The following is a 15780-nucleotide window of genomic DNA, read 5'->3' as shown; positions in this document are numbered from 1 at the left end:
GTGCCGCAGCAATCACTGCTGTCGTCCCTGCGAAAGCGGGGACCCATATGCCGCGGCGGGCGTTGCAGGCGGGACTTGTCGTTCCAGCATCGCGTAACAATTTGCATTTGTGGTTATGGGTCCCTGCTCCCGTGCGCAATTGCGCACTAGGCAGGGACGACACTGAATGCGTCGCGCGGCCAGAGGGTCACGCAACGCATTCTCGCGACATGAATTGTCCTGCCGAAGGCACCCTGATCACTCGCTTAGCTTGCGGTCCAGGAAGTCGACGTAGGAATTGTCCGGGTCCAGTTTGACGGCCAGGCGAAGCGCTGCTCGGGCGGCGGACTTGTCGCCGTCGGCCGTGGCCTTGTGCTCATCCAGGATCGCATTGGCCACCGTGCGCGCGGTGTCGAGACGGGCCTCGTCGATGGAGCGGTCGGCAAGATAGGCTTCCACCGGCTCGCGGAGGCGCTTCAGCTCGTCCACGCTGACCGAACTCAGCGGATACCAGTTGTAATATTCAAGACGCGGCCGATCATCCGTGAGGCTCGGCACATCCCCGACAAAGGCCGCGAGTTTGTCATCAGCGGCGATGAATGTCGCCAGGAAATCCTCGGGCGAGCCGAGGCCGTTTGCCGTCAGGTCTTCAGCCACCGCGGGCTTCGACATACGCATGGCGAGCTCGCGCGGATCGATGTTCAACGGTTCATCGGAGGCGATCGCCACGCCTTCCATTCTGGACGGCAGCCACAGCGAGACATGCTTGAACTGGCCCATCATGGCCTTGAGTATCATCTTCGGAAGAATGCCGCGGTTGAAATCCAGCGGCACCCATTGCGCGAGAACGCCGCCGGGACGCATCTTCTGCTTTGCCAGCGCATAGAATTCCTCCGTGTAGAGGTTGATGACGCCGGCATCATGAGGCGGTGGCGGCTCGAGCGTGATGACGTCAAATGTCTCCTTGGTCCCCAGCAGGAAGTGGCGCCCGTCCGCGACGATCTGATGGACTTTGGGATTTTGATAGAATTGCTTGTTGATCGGCACGAAGTGGGGCGCAAATTCGAAAACCGTCGATGCCAGATCGACCGCGTCGATGGATTGCAACTCTTCATGGGTGCTGACCGCTCCCACCGTGGTTCCGGTCCCGATGCAAATGACGACAGCCGTTTCAACCGGGCCCTGGTGCAGCAGAATGGGATAGTGCCCCATCGCGGCCATGTAGCGTCTGCCCTCGGGACGGTTGTTGGCATAGCTCTTCGAATTCACCACCAATTGCTGATAGGTGCCCGCCGCCTTCTCGCGATACTCGACCACCGCAAACGTCGCTTGCCGGGTTTCCCGCAACTCGAGCACATTGGCGCCCTCGATCGCGGTCAGGACCCGCTCCAGATAATGTGGGGTGAAGAGCAGCAGCGCTACGGCGATGACGCTCGCGGCGATCGTCCCCTGCCGCCACAGGCTCCTTTCCCTCAGAAGATCCGGCTGCGACACGGTCGTCGCGACGAACAGCAGGACGTTCACGACAATCAGCGCGGTGAGCGCGCCCTGGCTGCCCAGACAGGGGATCAGCAGAAACCCCGCCGCCAGCGAGCCCACGACGCCGCCAATCGTGTTCAGGGCGTAGAGCGTGCCGATCCTGCGGCCCAGCGCGCTCATCTGCATCACGGTCAGTTCGCTGGCCAGCGGAAAGCTGATGCCGATCAGCGTCGTCGGCAGCAACAGGGCAACAGCGCAGACCAGGAAGAATGAAACGTCACCTCCCAACAGCTCCTGCACCGGGACTGGAAGCAGGCCCGATATGACGGGAGACAGCGCCACTCCCATGGTCCGTGCCTTGCCGAGTATTCCGACGGTCAGCGTGGCCGCAACCGCGATCAGCAGCTGCGTTACGGCGAAGTATCGCAGCAATTGATCCTTGCGGGGGGCAAGCAGTTTGGCGCAGATCAGGGCGCCGATCACGAGCCCCAGCAGGTAAACGCCGAGCATGCCCGAGAACGCGTAGACACTCGAGGTGCTGACATTGGTCAGGAATCGGAACCAGACGACCTCATAGGCGATCGACACAAAACCGGAGCACGCGAAAATCCAGATCAGGATCGACGTCCTGTCACGCGCGGTCGCGGCGGTTTGCACCGGCGCCCGTGCCGCAACCGGCAAGAGCGGGCTTGCGCCGCGCGCAACGAACAGGGCCACAACGCCGACGCAGATATACAGCGCTGCCGCAACCAGGCTCGATCCTGCGATGCCCCAAAGGCCCATCAGCACAAAGCCGACAACCAGGGTGCCGATGGCGGCGCCCAGCGTGTTGAACCCGTAGAGCAGACCGATGCGATTGGCGAGGTCGGTTTGCGTGCGGGTCAGGAATTTCACCAGGAAGGGCAGGGTCGCGCCCATCAACATCGTCGGCAGCGACAGGATGGCGAGCGACACGGCGACCATGAGAGGCAACCGGAATGGCGACTCCAGGTCCAGCATCGGTGACAGCCAGCCCACCCATGTCGGCCAATGCGACAGGAACGCGGTGACCGCGAGAGAAACGAGGGCGAGGGCGAGTTCGAGAAACCCGTAGATTTTCAGGGGGCGGCTGACGGTGTCGGCGATCCGGCCTCCCAGGGCGCTGCCCAGCGAGAGACCGAAAAAGAAGCTTGCCACCGTGACGCTGACGGAGACAGTCGCGCTTCCCAGCACGAATTGCAGTTGCTTGAACCAGAGAACCTGCAGGATCAGCGATGCCGCGCCCGATGCCAAAAAGATCGCCGTGACCAGGACCCGGTTTGTCAGGCTTACGGCGTCTCGAACGCCACCACGATTGCGCACTGGACCGGTCTCCCATTGAACGGGAGAACAGGTAAGGCAAATGCTCTTAATATTGCCTTATGGCGGAGCGGCGCTGCGCGGCAGCCGAATCGCGTTGAGATTGCTCGGAAAATTGCCGTTTGGCGGATGCTTGCCGGGAGCCGAACGATCGCGCTGTGAGAGGGCCTGTGCGTTGCGGATCCAGCTCAGTGCCGCATGGCGGTCTCCACGAACTCCAGCACGGAGCGCGGGACCTCTTCGTATTCGACGAAACGGCGCCGAAGCTCGTCGGCAATGTCGGTCGTGACGTCGCGCGACCATCCTTCATTGGTATTGAAGGCCACGATGCGGACCGGACGGCTGTACTGGTCATCCAGCAGGCGGCGGATCAACGTTTTCCGGTCAGTGCCTTCTTCATCGGTTTCGCTCCAGGCACGACCCAGTCGGCCAAAATCGTTCAGCACCAGATAGGTGTCGTGGTCGATTGAATGCGGCACAATCGAAGGTGAGCGAGGCATACATGGTCCTCCACGGTGCACATTATCGTGTTCCGATCGCCCTGCGCATTGGAAATTTTGAGGTAAATCCGGTGGATAGCGGGATCACGCGCCGTCAGACGAAGGATGCAGTGGCTCCCTTGGAGCAAAGCGTCCCGTCGCTGGTTATCTCTCATCACCGACATGGGCCCTGTTGCGGACGTCGGTGGTTGAGCGACCGATGGGGCTCCCACCCGCTCGAGGAGCGGAGCGATGTTAAGAAGGCTTCGTTTTAGGAATACAACGCTGGAAGAAGTGCTGGCAGTCGATACGCAGCGGCCGCGGAAGAGGCTGCGGATGCGTGACCAGCCCCCGAGAGAGAGCCGGTCAGCAAGGCTGGCCAAGCCGGGGCGGCCGGTCAGTCAACGAAACGACTGACCCTGCGGGATAGCGAGCCGCACGGGGCGAGCCCGACGCTGCCGAGCCCCACTTGGTGCGCCCGACTTTGGGTGAGCCCGGCTTGCGCGGCGGCCCGTGAACTGGTTCGCCGATTGCGGCGACCAACCCGTCATGGCACTCGACACCGTCAATTTTCGCAGGATTGCCGCGCTCGTCGCGGCGGCCGGCACCTTGTTTTGGCTCTACACCTTCTACGCCATCGCCCATGTGCCGCCTGGCGACGGCACCGGCTTCCAGTGGCTGGCGGTGTTTCCGCTCGGCATGGTGTTCGGCCTGTTCTTCCTGCCGGCCTGGCTGCTCGTCGCCATCGGCCGATTGCCGAGATTCACCGCGGCGCTTGGGGTCTGTGGCCTGATCGCGTTTGCAGTGCTGTGGGCGCAGCTGCTGCAGGAGTTTCCGAGGGCCGTCCTCTAGCGCGCCAGTCGATCCTCTTCCGCCGGCAAGCCTGGCATGACATTGCTCCAAGGCTGATATAAGCAGCGTTGGGCGCAAGTCGCGGCTTTCCGTCGTCACGGCTGGTCCCGGCCATCCATGTCGGCGGAACAGCAGGCGTGGATGCCCTAACGATTGGTATGTCTTCGGAGACGCGTATGAAAGTGATTGGCCTCGCGGGCTGGAGCGGTGCCGGCAAGACCACCCTGCTGTCGCGGGTGATCCCCTGCCTGCTGGGCCGCGGCCTGCGCGTCTCCGTGATCAAGCACGCCCACCATGAATTCGATGTCGACGTGCCCGGCAAGGACTCCTGGGTGCACCGGCAGTCCGGTGCGACCGAGGTGCTGGTGTCCTCGACGCGGCGCTGGGCGCTGATGCACGAGCTGCGCGGCGCCGATGAGCCGCGGCTGCCGGAGCTGCTCGCCAAGATGGCGCAAGTCGATCTGGTGGTGGTCGAAGGCTTCAAGCGCGAGCCGGTCAACAAGATCGAGGTGTACCGCGCCGCCAACGGCAAGCCGCTGCTGTTTCCCGACGACCCGCGTGTGGTCGGGATCGCCAGCGACGTCGCCGTTGCAACCACGCTGCCGGTCGCGCATCTCGACGACATCGAGGACGTTGCCGAATTGATGCTGCGCGCCGCGATCGCCGTCGACGACGTGCTCGCGTCGGCTCCGGCCGTAGGCTGACGTGGATGAGGAGGCAGCGTTGACGATGCAGGACGGCTTCGCCATGGTCGAGCCATGACAACGACGAAGCTCGATCTCACCGGCCTGAAATGCCCGCTGCCGGCGTTGAAGACGCGCAAGGCCCTCAGGAGTGTGACGGCGGGAGATTTCCTCGAGGTGCATTGCACCGATCCGCTTTCGGTGATCGATATCCCGGCCCTGATCCAGGAGACCGGCGACAAGGTCGAGATCACCGAACGCAGCGACGCCCGGATCGTCTTCTTGATCGAGAAGATCAATGGAGCGATAGGCAATTCGAATGCTGCGTTGCCGCGTACCAGCTAGATGCAGCTTGATATCTACCTTTTGCCTATCGACACCTATTTTCCATTCTGCGCGAATTGATAATGTCCGCCGGGTTGTGGTGATGGAGGTGTGCTCGAGTGTGCGCATCGACGGACAACGACTGGGCCTGTGTCCAGATCACGGGCGGCACGGCCGGGCATATCCGGTCGTATTGGGGGCTAGCATTTCCGGAATGTGCGTGGTTGGTCCCGGCGCATTGAGGAAATGTGCGGCGCAGCCGGCTGACGCTGGCCGCAATGGGCTGAGACGGGATCGAAGACGCAGATGCGCCTGTCGTAATGGCGGCTGCAGGGGAGGTGTCAATGACCACAGTGAGCAGCGCCGGACGCGTATCCGCGTCAGGTGCAGGTTTCCTCGACAAGGAACATACAATCGCGACCGCCGGCTTCAACCGCTGGCTGGTGCCGCCGGCCGCGCTCTGCATCCATCTGTGCATCGGCATGGCCTACGGCTTCTCGGTGTTCTGGCTGCCGCTCTCGCGCGCGATCGGCCTGACCGCGCCGAAGGCATGCCCGGACATCTCGCTGGTGCAGGAGCTGTTCACCACCACCTGCGACTGGAAGGTCGCGAGCCTCGGGTGGATGTACACGCTGTTCTTCGTGCTGCTCGGCGTCTCCGCCGCGATCTGGGGTGGCTGGCTTGAGAAGGTCGGTCCGCGCAAGGCCGGCTTCGTCGCGGCGCTGTGTTGGGCCGGCGGTCTCGTGATCGGCGCGCTCGGCGTCTACACGCACCAGCTCTGGCTGATGTGGCTCGGCTCCGGCGTGATCGGCGGCGTCGGCCTCGGTCTCGGCTACATCTCGCCGGTGTCGACGCTGGTGAAATGGTTCCCCGACCGGCGCGGCATGGCGACCGGCATGGCGATCATGGGCTTCGGCGGCGGCGCGATGATCGGCGCCCCGCTCGCCGACAGGCTGATGAACTACTTCAAGACCCCGACCTCGGTCGGCGTCTGGGAGACCTTCCTCGCCATGGGCGCGATCTACTTCGTGTTCATGATGATCGGCGCGTTCCGCTATCGCATTCCGCCTGCCGGCTGGCAGCCCGAGGGCTGGACGCCGCCGACGAAGGCCAATGCGATGATCTCGAGCAAGCACGTCCATCTCGACAACGCGCACAAGACGCCGCAGTTCTGGCTGATCTGGTGGGTGCTCTGCCTGAACGTGTCGGCGGGCATCGGCGTGATCGGCATGGCCTCGCCGATGTTGCAGGAGATCTTCGCGGGCAAGCTGATCGGCCTGCCCAATGTCGGCTTCAACCAGCTCGATGCCGGACAGAAGGCGCAGATCGCGGCGATCGCGGCCGGCTTTGCCGGATTGCTGTCGCTGTTCAACATCGGCGGCCGCTTCTTCTGGGCGTCGCTGTCGGACAAGATCGGCCGCAAGAACACCTACTACACGTTCTTCATCCTCGGCATCGCGCTCTACGCGCTGGCGCCGACCTTCGCCGCGATGGGATCGAAACTTCTGTTCGTGCTCGGCTTCGGCATCATCCTGTCGATGTATGGCGGCGGCTTTGCCACCGTGCCGGCCTATCTCGCCGACATGTTCGGCACCCAGTTCGTCGGCGCCATCCACGGCCGTCTGCTGACGGCATGGTCGACCGCCGGCATCATCGGTCCTGTCGTGGTGAACTACATCCGCGAGTTCCAGCTTGCCGCCGGCGTGCCGCGCGACCAACTCTACAACACCACGATGTACATCCTGTGCGCCATGCTGATCGCGGGCCTGATCTGCAACTACCTGATCAAGCCGGTCGATGCGAAATGGCATATGAGCGACGCCGAGGTCGCCAAGCTGCAGGATGCGAGCGCCAGCGCCGCGGCGGCCGGACCGCACGGTTCCTACGGGATCGGGTTCGGCGGGCTCGACGCCAAGGCGGCGCTGTTCTGGCTGTTCGTCGGCATCCCGCTGGCGTGGGGCGTCTACATGACGCTGCTCAGCGCGGTCAAAATCCTCTGATCGCAGACCGGGCCGCGCGCGGGACATCTGGCATCCTGCGCGCGGCCCGAAGCGTTTTCGGGCGAAGTGGATGCCGGTTCGCGTGAAGAAAACGCGTCAGACAAGAAGCTCTACGCCGTTCAATTCAACAGATAATCAAGGGACATTTCAGTCATGTTTCGTACCGCAAGCTGTCTTGTGGCCGCCTTGCTTCTCGCCGGCTCGCTGCACACCGCGTCGGCCCAGACCACCGAGGCCAAGCCGTCGAAGGTCAAGCTCACCATGCAGAAGCTGAAGGACATGAAGGCGAAGTGGAAGGCCAACAAGCCAAAGCTGAAGGCCTGCCGCGCCGAGGTGAAGTCGAAGGGCCTGACCGGCGACGACCGCTGGTTCTACATCGAAGAATGCATGGGCAAGAGCTGAGCGGCACCGCTCCGCCATCTGCAACGGAGGAGGGCGTGACGGCGATCGCTGTCACGCCCTCTTGTTGCGTTTGAGACGCGATCACTCCGCGGCGGCGGGCGTCGTCTTGGCGGCCTCCAGCGCTGCTGCGATCGCCTCGTCGACCCGTTCGAGCCAGATGAACTCCAGCTTGGCGCGGGCGCCGGCGGGGATGTCGTCGAAGTCGCGCTTGTTGCGCGCCGGCAGCATCACACGGGTCAGGCCGGCAGCCGCGGCCGCGACCACCTTCTCCTTGATGCCGCCGACCGGCAGCACGAGGCCGCGCAGCGAGATCTCGCCGGTCATCGCGGTGTCGCTGCGCACCGTGCGGTCGGTCAACAGCGAGGTGAGGGCGGTGAACATCGCAACGCCCGCGCTCGGGCCGTCCTTCGGCGTCGCGCCGGCCGGAACGTGGACATGGATGTCGCTCTTCTCGAACACGCCGGGATCGATGCCGAGCTGGGAGGCGCGGCTCTTCACCAGGGTCAGCGCGGCCTGCACGCTCTCGCGCATCACCTCGCCGAGCTGGCCGGTGAGGATCAGCGCGCCGCGGCCCGGGGTGCGCGACGCCTCGATGAACAGGATGTCGCCGCCGACCGGGGTCCAGGCGAGGCCGGTGGCAACGCCGGGAATGCTGGTGCGCATCGCGATCTCGTTCTCGAACCTCGGCTGGCCGAGCAGCGACACGATGTCCTTCGGCGCGATCGTGACGTGGTTGGTGCTGCCTTCGGCGATCTGCACCGCGACGTTGCGCAGCACCTTGCCGATCTCGCGCTCCAGGTTGCGCACGCCGGCCTCGCGGGTGTAGCTGCGGATGATCAGCCGCAGCGCATCCGGATCGATCTCGACCTGCTCGGCCTTGATCCCGTTGGCCTCGAGCTGGCGGCGCACCAGATAGCGCTTGGCGATCTCGAGCTTCTCGTCCTCGGTGTAGCCGGCGAGGCTGATCAGCTCCATGCGGTCGAGCAGCGGCCCGGGCACGCCGTCGAGCATGTTGGCGGTGGCGATGAAGACGACGCGCGAGAGGTCGAACGGCACGCCGAGATAATTGTCGCGGAAGGTGCTGTTCTGCTCGGGGTCGAGCACTTCGAGCATCGCGGCCGACGGGTCGCCCTGGATGCCGCGGCCCATCTTGTCGATCTCGTCGAGCATCATCACGCAATTGCGCGCGCCGGCCTTCTTGATCGCCTGGATGATGTTGCCGGGCAGCGCGCCGATATAGGTGCGGCGATGGCCGCGGATCTCGGCCTCGTCATGCACGCCGCCAAGGCTGACACGAACGAACGGCCGCGACATCGCGCGCGCGATCGATTGGCCGAGCGAGGTCTTGCCGACGCCGGGCGGGCCGAGGAAGCACAGGATCGGCGCCTTGCCGCCGGGCGCGAGCTTGCGCACCGCGAGATATTCGATGATGCGGCTCTTGATCTTCTCGAGGCCATAATGGTCCTGGTCGAGGATCTTGCGCGCCTCCGCGATGTCGATCGGCTTCTCCTCCGGCAGGCTCCAGGGCAGGTCGATCAGCCAGTCGAGATAGCTGCGCACCATGCCGGACTCGGCCGCGGCCTCCGGCATCCGCTCGTAGCGGCGCAATTCCTTCTGCGCCTGGCTTTCGGCCTCCGGCGGCATCTTGGCATCTGCGATTGCCTTGGTCAGCTCGGCGACTTCCGCAGCCTTGCCGTCGCCTTCACCGAGCTGGCGCTGGATCGTCGCCATCTGCTCGCGCAGGATCGCCTCGCGCTGCCGTTCGTCGAACACGGCCTTGGTCTTCTGCCCGATCTCCTGGCTCAGCCTCAGCACCTCAATGCGCTCGGCGAGGTGACGCGACACCTTGTCCATCCGCGCCACGAGATCGATGGTTTCCAGGATGTCCTGCTTCTCCGACGGCTTGATGTCCATGTAGGACGTCGCAAGGTCGGCGAGGGTTGCCGGCGAGGTGGTGCCCTGCAGCGCAGCGATCAGCTCCTGCGGCACTTGCGGCAGCAATTGCGCGGCCTCCAGCGCCTGGCGCTGCAGATTGAGGAAGCGCGCCTCGATCTCGGGCGAGGTGGTGGTCGGCTCCGGGATCTGCAGCACGCGGGCCGCGAGGAACGGCGTGCCGGGCAGATAGTCGAGCACGCGCATGCGCTGCACGCCCTGGCAAACCAGGTGATGGGTGTCGTCGGCGCCGGTGATGTAGCGCACGATGTTGGCTGTTGTGCCGACGCGGTAAAGCCCGTCGGGGCCGGGATCGTTCGTCTCGGGATCGCGCTGCAGCAGGATGCCGATCGGCCGCTGCTCGCGTACCGCCTGCTGGGCCGCGGCAATCGACGTCGCGCGGGCGATCGAGATCGGAATGATGACATCCGGAAACAGCACGGTGTTGCGCACCGGGACGATGATCAACGCGTCGCTCGGGATCGGCGTCGAAGTCGATGCTGGGCTTGAAACGTCTGAGGCAGCCATGTCGAAATCCTTTAGCTCGACTTTCCAAGCCGCAGGCCGACGCAACCATGCGCGGCAAAGCGGCTGATGGTGTAGCGGCCGGTCGGCAGCGCGATGCGGCGCTCGAACCGGCCCTGCGGCAGTTCGAGGCGCAGGATGCGGGCGTTGCGGAGTTCAGGGGGCAGGGTGCGGCGGCCGGAGATCACCAGCGTGCCGCCGTCGAGCGCGGCCTCGACCTCGTCGGGATCGACCCCCGGGAGCGCGACCAGGATCAGGATTTCATCCTCGGTCTCGATCACGTCGGTCGGCGGTTCCCAGCTCGGCTCGCTGCTTCCCGCGCGCGGGTGCAAATTGAGGAAGCTCTGGTGCAACCGTTCGGCGCGGGCGAGCGCCTCGATCGCATCCGACAGCATCCAGTTGATCTGATCCTTGGGCCGCATGGGCACTCTCCACGTCGCATTGGGAGGCGAGGTTACCGGTCTTGCCGCCGACCGTAAACCGGCCCCTCGCGCCGCTAATCGAGGGTAAAATTGTCCGAAATCTCGCGATTTGCGGCATGGCCGCGGTGCAACGGCGCCGCTTGATCCCGGTGCGCATGATCGGGTTCTGCGATGACAAGCCCTACAGCCAGCCTGCGCGTCGGAATTGCCAGAACAGGGCGCCGCACACGGTCAGGATCAGGCTCATCACGGCGAAATAGCCGTACTCCCATTGCAGCTCAGGCATGTTCTTGAAGTTCATGCCATAGATGCCGGCAATCGCGGTCGGCACCGCAACAATGGCAAGCCAGGAGGCGAGTTTCTTGGAGATCGCCGTTTCCTGCGCCTGACCGACCAGCAGGCTTGCTTCAAATGCAAAGGCAAGCACCTCTCGCAGCGCGTCAATCCGCTCCTGGATGGTGCGGACGTGGTCGGTGACGTCGCGGAACAGGGGGCGCATCGTGTCGCGCACCATCGGCAGGTTGTCGCGCTCGAGTCTGCGGCAGACCTCCACCAGTGGTCCGACCGCGTTGCGCAGCCTCAACAGGTCACGTCGCAGCAGATAAAGCCGCTCGATCTGCGCCCGTGTCATCGCGCTCGCCAGCACCTCCGCCTCCATCGTCTCGACCTCCTCCTGGATCGTCTCGAGCACGGGCGAGTAGTTGTCGACGATGAAATCGAGAATGGCATAGAGGATGTAGTCTTCGCCGCGAGCAAGGGCGCGCGGGCAGCTCTCACAGCGCTCGCGGACCGGCGTATAGGATGTCGAGGCGCCGTGTCGCACCGAGACGATGTATCCCTCGCCGACGAACAGATGCGTCTCGCCGAACGCGATGCTTTCGCCGTCGAGTTGCGCGGTGCGCGCCACGATAAACAACGCATCGCCATATTGTTCGATCTTCGGTCGCTGATGCGCATGATCCGCATCCTCGATCGCGAGATCGTGCAGCTGGAATTGCCGCTGCAGGCTGCTCAGCAACGTCATGTCGGGCTCGTGCAGGCCGATCCACACCACGTGATCCGGCTTGCTGCGCCAATTCGCGGCCTCGTCGATCGCGATATTGGCGACGCGTCGTCCCTCGACATAGACGCCTGCCGCGATTACGCCATCAGAGTGGACCGGCCCGGCGGTTGCGACAGTTGGCGATACGAGGTCCATGGTCTCCACCCTCGGTTATCGAACCCGCTTGACGCTATTCGTTGCCGAAAGGCTAGCACTGAACGGGTCCCGGTCAACACAGGCAGAGACGTTGCGTTCCGGATCGTGGGGATGGAGCGGCCCGAGCCGATCGCCGGTTGGCGACCCTTATACGGCTCCTATACCGCACCGCGGCGTGCCCTCTCGAATTCCTACGGCCTTCCCAGCATCTTTTGGCGTGATGCGGTGCGCTCGCGCGCGCCGCCAAACGGGAAGGTGGCACATGACCTTGCTCCATTACCACGATGCCCGTCCGCACGGTTCGGCCGGCGCCGTGCCCTTGATCCTGCGGCGGACGTTCCGGCGGATCGGCCTCGTCTTCAGGACTGTTCACCGCGCGATCGCCGCCGCCAAGATTCATCGGCTGCGCAATGAGCTGCTGCTGCATCGCGGCCACGAGGATTGGGCGCGGACCAACCTCAACGTCGGCATGCTCGGCGGCGACGCCGAGAGATATCCGCGGGCGCCGGTCGTGCTCGGCGAGAAGTGGGACTACTGAGATGCACGCGGCTTCATTCCTCGGTGCCTTGCTGCGCCGCGCCGCAGGAGGGCTGCTCACATTCCTCGCCTGGATCGGCGAGGAGCCGATTAGCGGCTACCGGCCCGAGGCGCATTACATGCGCGGTCCGGGACCTGCGTGGCGGGCCAAGCATCGCGGGCGTTAGAACGAGATGACCTTACTCGGAATCGGCGACCGGACTCCGCTTCACCTCGCCCCGCGTGCGGGGAGAGGTCGGAACGCATCGTTAGATGCGTTCCGGGTGAGGGGGAGCTGCCGCAAACGCAGCTATCACGTATAAGCGGAGACGGCCCGTCACCCCAACCCTCTCCCCGCAAGAGCGGGGAGAGGGAGCGCGGTGCCGTCGTAGTCGCTACACAGTCCAATCTCATCAAGCTTTAGCAAACCAGTTCACGTCGCTTCACGTCGCGGCGCCAGATGATCGAGCAGGTTCATCGGGAGCGGGAAGACCACGGTCGAGGAGCGCTCGCCGGCAATGTCGTGCAGCGCTGCGAAGTAGCGCAGCTGCATCGCCTGCGGCTCCTGGGCGAGGATCCGGCCGGCTTCGACCAGCTTCTCGGCGGCCTGCTGCTCGCCCATCGCGTTGATCACCTTGGCGCGCCGCAGCCGCTCCGCCTCGGCCTGCTTGGCGATCGCCCGCACCATCGTTTCGTTGATATCGATATCCTTGATCTCGACCGCGTTGACCTTGATGCCCCAGACGTCGGTCTGCTTGTCGAGAGTCTCCTGGATATCGGCGTTGAGCCGGTCGCGTTCCGCCAGCATCTCGTCGAGCTCGTGCTTGCCGAGCACCGAGCGCAGCGTGGTCTGGGCCAGCTGGCTGGTCGCGGCCATGTAGTCGCTGACCTTGATGATGGCGCGCTCGGGGTCGACGATGCGGAAGTAGAGCACGGCGTTGACCTTGACCGAGACGTTGTCGCGCGAAATCACGTCCTGCGGCGGCACCACCTGGACCACCACCCTGAGATCGACCTTCACCAGCTGCTGCACCACCGGAATCAGGATGATGAGCCCCGGACCCTTCACCCCGGTGAAGCGGCCGAGCGTGAAGATGACGCCGCGCTCGTATTCGCGCAGCACGCGCACGGCCTGGGTCAGGAATACGATGATCAGCAGCGCGATCGCCGCATAGGTGAAATAATCAAGCATCATGCTGTACCTCCTTCGCCGGCGGATGCCGGCGCACGCCGCACGACCAGCGTCAAATCGATGATGTTGGCGACCTCGACCGTGTCTCCCGCCGTGAACGTCTCGGTGCTGCGCGCTTGCCAGCGTTCGCCGTTGGTGAAGACGTGACCCGTGGTCTCGGACCAGTCGAGCACTTCGGCCGATAGCCCGCGCATGGCTTGCGCTCCGATCCGCACCGGGCCCTTGCGCGCGCGGCGGAGCGCGCCGAGCACGACGAGAATCAGCCCCGTGAACATCGCTGCGACGATGCCGATGACCGGCCATGACAGCCGGTATCCGGGCGCCTCGATCCGAAACAGCATGGCTGCTCCAAGCACGAAGGCGACTATTCCTCCGAGGCCGATCACGACGGTCGGATTGAAGGCTTCGATTGCGAGCAGCGCGATCCCGACCAGCATCAGGGCGAAGCCGGCGTAGTTGATCGGCAGCATGTTGAGCGCGTAGAGACCAAGCAGCAGGCAGATCGTCCCGACAACCCCCGGCGCCACGGCACCGGGCGACATGAACTCGAAGATCAGGCCGTAGATGCCGACCATCAGGAGAATGAATGCGATATTGGGGTCGGTGATGACCGCAAGCGCGCGCGCGATCCAGGTGGGATCGATGGCCTCGATCGCGGCTTCCCTGGTCGCCAGGCGTTGCGTCTTGCCGCCGGGAAGCTCGATGGTCCGGCCATCGACCTGCCTGAGCAGGTCGGCCGGATCGCGCGCGGTGAGATCAATGACGTTGGCCAGCAGCGCAGCGTTGGCGGAGAGGGTGGCGGCATCGCGTACCGCCTTCTCGGCCCAGTCGGCATTGCGGCCACGCAATTCGGCGAGGCTGCGGATGAAGGCAACGGCATCATTCGTCACCTTCGCCGTCATGGCATCCTTGGTTTCGGACGGATGGCTGCCGTCCTTCTGGTCCTTGCCGCCCTTGTCCGGGGTGCTGCCCGGCAGCCCCGGTATCGGGCCGCCAATCTGCACCGGCGTCGCGGCGCCGATGTTGGTGCCGGGCGCCATGGCCGCGAGATGGGTCGCATAGAGGATATAGGTCCCGGCGCTCGCGGCATGGGCCCCGGATGGCGCAACGTAGCCGACCACGGGAACGGGCGAGGCCAGCACGTCGGCGATGATCTCACGCATGCTGGTGCTGAGGCCGCCCGGCGTATTCAAACGCAGGATGACAATTTCGGCGCGACGCTCGGCGGCCTTGGCCAGGCCGTCCTTGACGTAGCTGGCCGCTGCCGGCCCGATTGCCCCGTCGATTGAAATGGTCAGGGCAAGATTGCTGTTGTCCGCGGCCGGACCGGGACGGATGGAGACAACCAGAGCGACCAGGACGGTCGCAACAACGAGGGCCGCCTTGAAGGTGGTGTGCACGGCAAGCACTCCCTTGCCGTGGATATGGGGCGCCGTTTCGGAACCTCAAGTTGGCGTCGTGTCACGGGCACCGCGTGCTGATCGCATTGTGCATTGCGATGGCTTATGTCGGGTCGGAAAATCTCAATGCGCGGCTGCGAGGTACTCGTCGGCAAGCTCAGCCATCGCTTGCGAGACCTCGGCCTTTGCCGACCCGTTCAATTGCACGATCGGCAGCCGCGTCGCCGGCTGCATGAATCCCAGAAGCGCCAGCGCGAACTTCAATGCGGCGGGATGCTCGCGCTCCAGCAAGGTCGCAAGCGGCACCAGCCGCTGGTGCAACTCCCGCGCCTGATACAACCGTCCCTCGCGGAAATGCCTGTGAACGGCCACATACAGATCGGGCGCGACGTTCGTCACGGCCGAGATGCAGCCATCGCCACCGGCGGCGAGCCAGGCCAGCGAGGCGGCGTCGTCGCCGGTCAGCATCCGGAATGTCGCCGGCAGGCGTGAGCGCAGGCGCGCCAGCCGGGCAACGTCACCACTGCCGTCGCGCAATCCCACGAAGCGCGGCGATGCAGCGAGCTCGAGCAGCGTCTCGTCCGCAAGGCCCTTCACCGTGCGCGACGGAATGTCGTGCAGGATGACGGGCAGTGTGGTGGCCGCGGCGACGGCGCGGAAATGCGCCGCCGTGCCTCGTGGCATCGGTTTGTTGTAATAGGGCACGACCGACATGACCGCGTCGGCACCGGCGGCTTCCGCGGCCCGGGTGAATGTGACGGCGCGATCCGTCGCGTTCGATCCGGCGCCGGCGATGATGCGAACCCGCTTGCGCGCGACGCCTGCGGCGATGCGCACGAGCTGCGCGCGTTCCGCGGGCTCCAGCGTCGTGCTTTCACCGGCGGTCTCGCCGACCACCAGCGCGGTGGCGCCGGCTGCGATCTGGCGCTCGCACAGCCGGCCGAATGCGTCCGCATCGATTTCGCCCCGATGGCTGAAGGGGGTCGGAAGATCGGGGATGAAGCCCGACAGCCATCCGGCCGTGTCGGCTTTCGCAGCCGTTTGCCAGGTCATGGGTGG

Annotated in this window: 15 protein-coding genes; 7 read left to right on the top strand and 8 right to left on the bottom strand. The window is 64.8% G+C overall.

Annotation, left to right across the window (positions count from 1 at the left end; translation table 11 throughout):
* Positions 1–237 precede the first annotated feature (237 nt).
* Positions 238–2799, bottom strand: a complete 2562-nt coding sequence (locus tag ACVWYP_RS35865) for a fused MFS/spermidine synthase (RefSeq protein ID WP_304496567.1) — start codon at positions 2797–2799, stop codon at positions 238–240.
* A gap of 185 nt (positions 2800–2984) precedes the next feature.
* Positions 2985–3242, bottom strand: coding sequence for a hypothetical protein (locus ACVWYP_RS35860; protein ID WP_311988559.1), 258 nt, complete (start codon positions 3240–3242; stop codon positions 2985–2987).
* A 582-nt stretch (positions 3243–3824) separates the two neighbouring features.
* Here ACVWYP_RS35860 and ACVWYP_RS35855 point away from each other — a divergent pair.
* From ACVWYP_RS35855 to ACVWYP_RS35835, 5 genes are all read left to right on the top strand, one after another.
* A complete protein-coding gene (locus ACVWYP_RS35855; RefSeq protein WP_453945907.1) occupies positions 3825–4127 on the top strand; it encodes a hypothetical protein in 303 nt (100 codons plus the stop codon).
* A 158-nt stretch (positions 4128–4285) separates the two neighbouring features.
* Positions 4286–4831 (top strand): molybdopterin-guanine dinucleotide biosynthesis protein B, encoded by a 546-nt coding sequence (gene mobB, locus ACVWYP_RS35850; RefSeq protein WP_453945909.1) that lies wholly within the window; start codon positions 4286–4288, stop codon positions 4829–4831.
* A 54-nt stretch (positions 4832–4885) separates the two neighbouring features.
* A complete protein-coding gene (locus ACVWYP_RS35845) occupies positions 4886–5155 on the top strand; it encodes a sulfurtransferase TusA family protein (protein ID WP_028332714.1) in 270 nt (89 codons plus the stop codon).
* Between the two features lie 323 nt (positions 5156–5478).
* Positions 5479–7134 carry an OFA family MFS transporter gene (locus tag ACVWYP_RS35840; RefSeq protein WP_304496564.1) on the top strand — a complete coding sequence of 552 codons (1656 nt, stop codon included), beginning with the start codon at positions 5479–5481 and terminating at the stop codon, positions 7132–7134.
* A 153-nt stretch (positions 7135–7287) separates the two neighbouring features.
* Entirely contained in the window at positions 7288–7536 is a 249-nt protein-coding gene (locus tag ACVWYP_RS35835) for a hypothetical protein (RefSeq protein WP_028342462.1), read from the top strand.
* An 81-nt stretch (positions 7537–7617) separates the two neighbouring features.
* Here the strand turns inward: ACVWYP_RS35835 and lon are convergent, their stop codons facing one another.
* The 3 genes from lon to corA form a co-directional block, all read right to left on the bottom strand.
* Positions 7618–9996: an endopeptidase La gene (lon, locus tag ACVWYP_RS35830; RefSeq protein WP_456684273.1), complete on the bottom strand. Its 2379-nt coding sequence runs from the start codon at positions 9994–9996 to the stop codon at positions 7618–7620.
* Positions 9997–10007: 11 nt separating this feature from the next.
* A complete protein-coding gene (locus ACVWYP_RS35825; RefSeq protein ID WP_016842263.1) occupies positions 10008–10415 on the bottom strand; it encodes an Hsp20/alpha crystallin family protein in 408 nt (135 codons plus the stop codon).
* 181 nt (positions 10416–10596) lie between these two features.
* Positions 10597–11613, bottom strand: coding sequence for a magnesium/cobalt transporter CorA (corA, locus tag ACVWYP_RS35820; protein WP_304496562.1), 1017 nt, complete (start codon positions 11611–11613; stop codon positions 10597–10599).
* Between the two features lie 262 nt (positions 11614–11875).
* Between corA and ACVWYP_RS35815 the strand changes: the two genes are divergently transcribed.
* Positions 11876–12151: a hypothetical protein gene (locus tag ACVWYP_RS35815; protein WP_304496561.1), complete on the top strand. Its 276-nt coding sequence runs from the start codon at positions 11876–11878 to the stop codon at positions 12149–12151.
* A gap of 1 nt (position 12152) precedes the next feature.
* Positions 12153–12317 (top strand): hypothetical protein, encoded by a 165-nt coding sequence (locus tag ACVWYP_RS35810; protein ID WP_304496560.1) that lies wholly within the window; start codon positions 12153–12155, stop codon positions 12315–12317.
* A gap of 245 nt (positions 12318–12562) precedes the next feature.
* Here ACVWYP_RS35810 and ACVWYP_RS35805 read toward each other — a convergent pair whose 3' ends face one another.
* The 3 genes from ACVWYP_RS35805 to dapA form a co-directional block, all read right to left on the bottom strand.
* Positions 12563–13324 (bottom strand): slipin family protein, encoded by a 762-nt coding sequence (locus ACVWYP_RS35805; protein ID WP_304496559.1) that lies wholly within the window; start codon positions 13322–13324, stop codon positions 12563–12565.
* Positions 13321–14730, bottom strand: coding sequence for an NfeD family protein (locus tag ACVWYP_RS35800; protein WP_304496558.1), 1410 nt, complete (start codon positions 14728–14730; stop codon positions 13321–13323). Before ACVWYP_RS35800 ends, ACVWYP_RS35805 begins: the two co-directional genes overlap by 4 nt.
* Before the next feature lie 114 nt (positions 14731–14844).
* Positions 14845–15774 carry a 4-hydroxy-tetrahydrodipicolinate synthase gene (gene dapA / locus ACVWYP_RS35795; protein WP_304496557.1) on the bottom strand — a complete coding sequence of 310 codons (930 nt, stop codon included), beginning with the start codon at positions 15772–15774 and terminating at the stop codon, positions 14845–14847.
* Positions 15775–15780 lie beyond the last annotated feature (6 nt).

It is taken from the genome of Bradyrhizobium sp. USDA 3262, assembly GCF_054060035.1.
Note: the sequence above shows the minus strand (reverse complement) of the source record. Positions and strands in the feature narration are given on the sequence as shown.

Bases quoted from the DNA above. Each gene is read 5' to 3' on its own strand.
- ACVWYP_RS35855 (WP_453945907.1), top strand. From the start codon at position 3,825: ATGGCACTCGACACCGTCAATTTTCGCAGGATTGCCGCGCTCGTCGCG.
- mobB (WP_453945909.1), top strand. From the start codon at position 4,286: ATGTCTTCGGAGACGCGTATGAAAGTGATTGGCCTCGCGGGCTGGAGC.
- ACVWYP_RS35845 (WP_028332714.1), top strand. From the start codon at position 4,886: ATGACAACGACGAAGCTCGATCTCACCGGCCTGAAATGCCCGCTGCCG.
- ACVWYP_RS35840 (WP_304496564.1), top strand. From the start codon at position 5,479: ATGACCACAGTGAGCAGCGCCGGACGCGTATCCGCGTCAGGTGCAGGT.
- ACVWYP_RS35835 (WP_028342462.1), top strand. From the start codon at position 7,288: ATGTTTCGTACCGCAAGCTGTCTTGTGGCCGCCTTGCTTCTCGCCGGC.
- lon (WP_456684273.1), bottom strand. From the start codon at position 9,996: ATGGCTGCCTCAGACGTTTCAAGCCCAGCATCGACTTCGACGCCGATC.
- ACVWYP_RS35825 (WP_016842263.1), bottom strand. From the start codon at position 10,415: ATGCGGCCCAAGGATCAGATCAACTGGATGCTGTCGGATGCGATCGAG.
- corA (WP_304496562.1), bottom strand. From the start codon at position 11,613: ATGGACCTCGTATCGCCAACTGTCGCAACCGCCGGGCCGGTCCACTCT.
- ACVWYP_RS35815 (WP_304496561.1), top strand. From the start codon at position 11,876: ATGACCTTGCTCCATTACCACGATGCCCGTCCGCACGGTTCGGCCGGC.
- ACVWYP_RS35810 (WP_304496560.1), top strand. From the start codon at position 12,153: ATGCACGCGGCTTCATTCCTCGGTGCCTTGCTGCGCCGCGCCGCAGGA.
- ACVWYP_RS35805 (WP_304496559.1), bottom strand. From the start codon at position 13,324: ATGATGCTTGATTATTTCACCTATGCGGCGATCGCGCTGCTGATCATC.
- dapA (WP_304496557.1), bottom strand. From the start codon at position 15,774: ATGACCTGGCAAACGGCTGCGAAAGCCGACACGGCCGGATGGCTGTCG.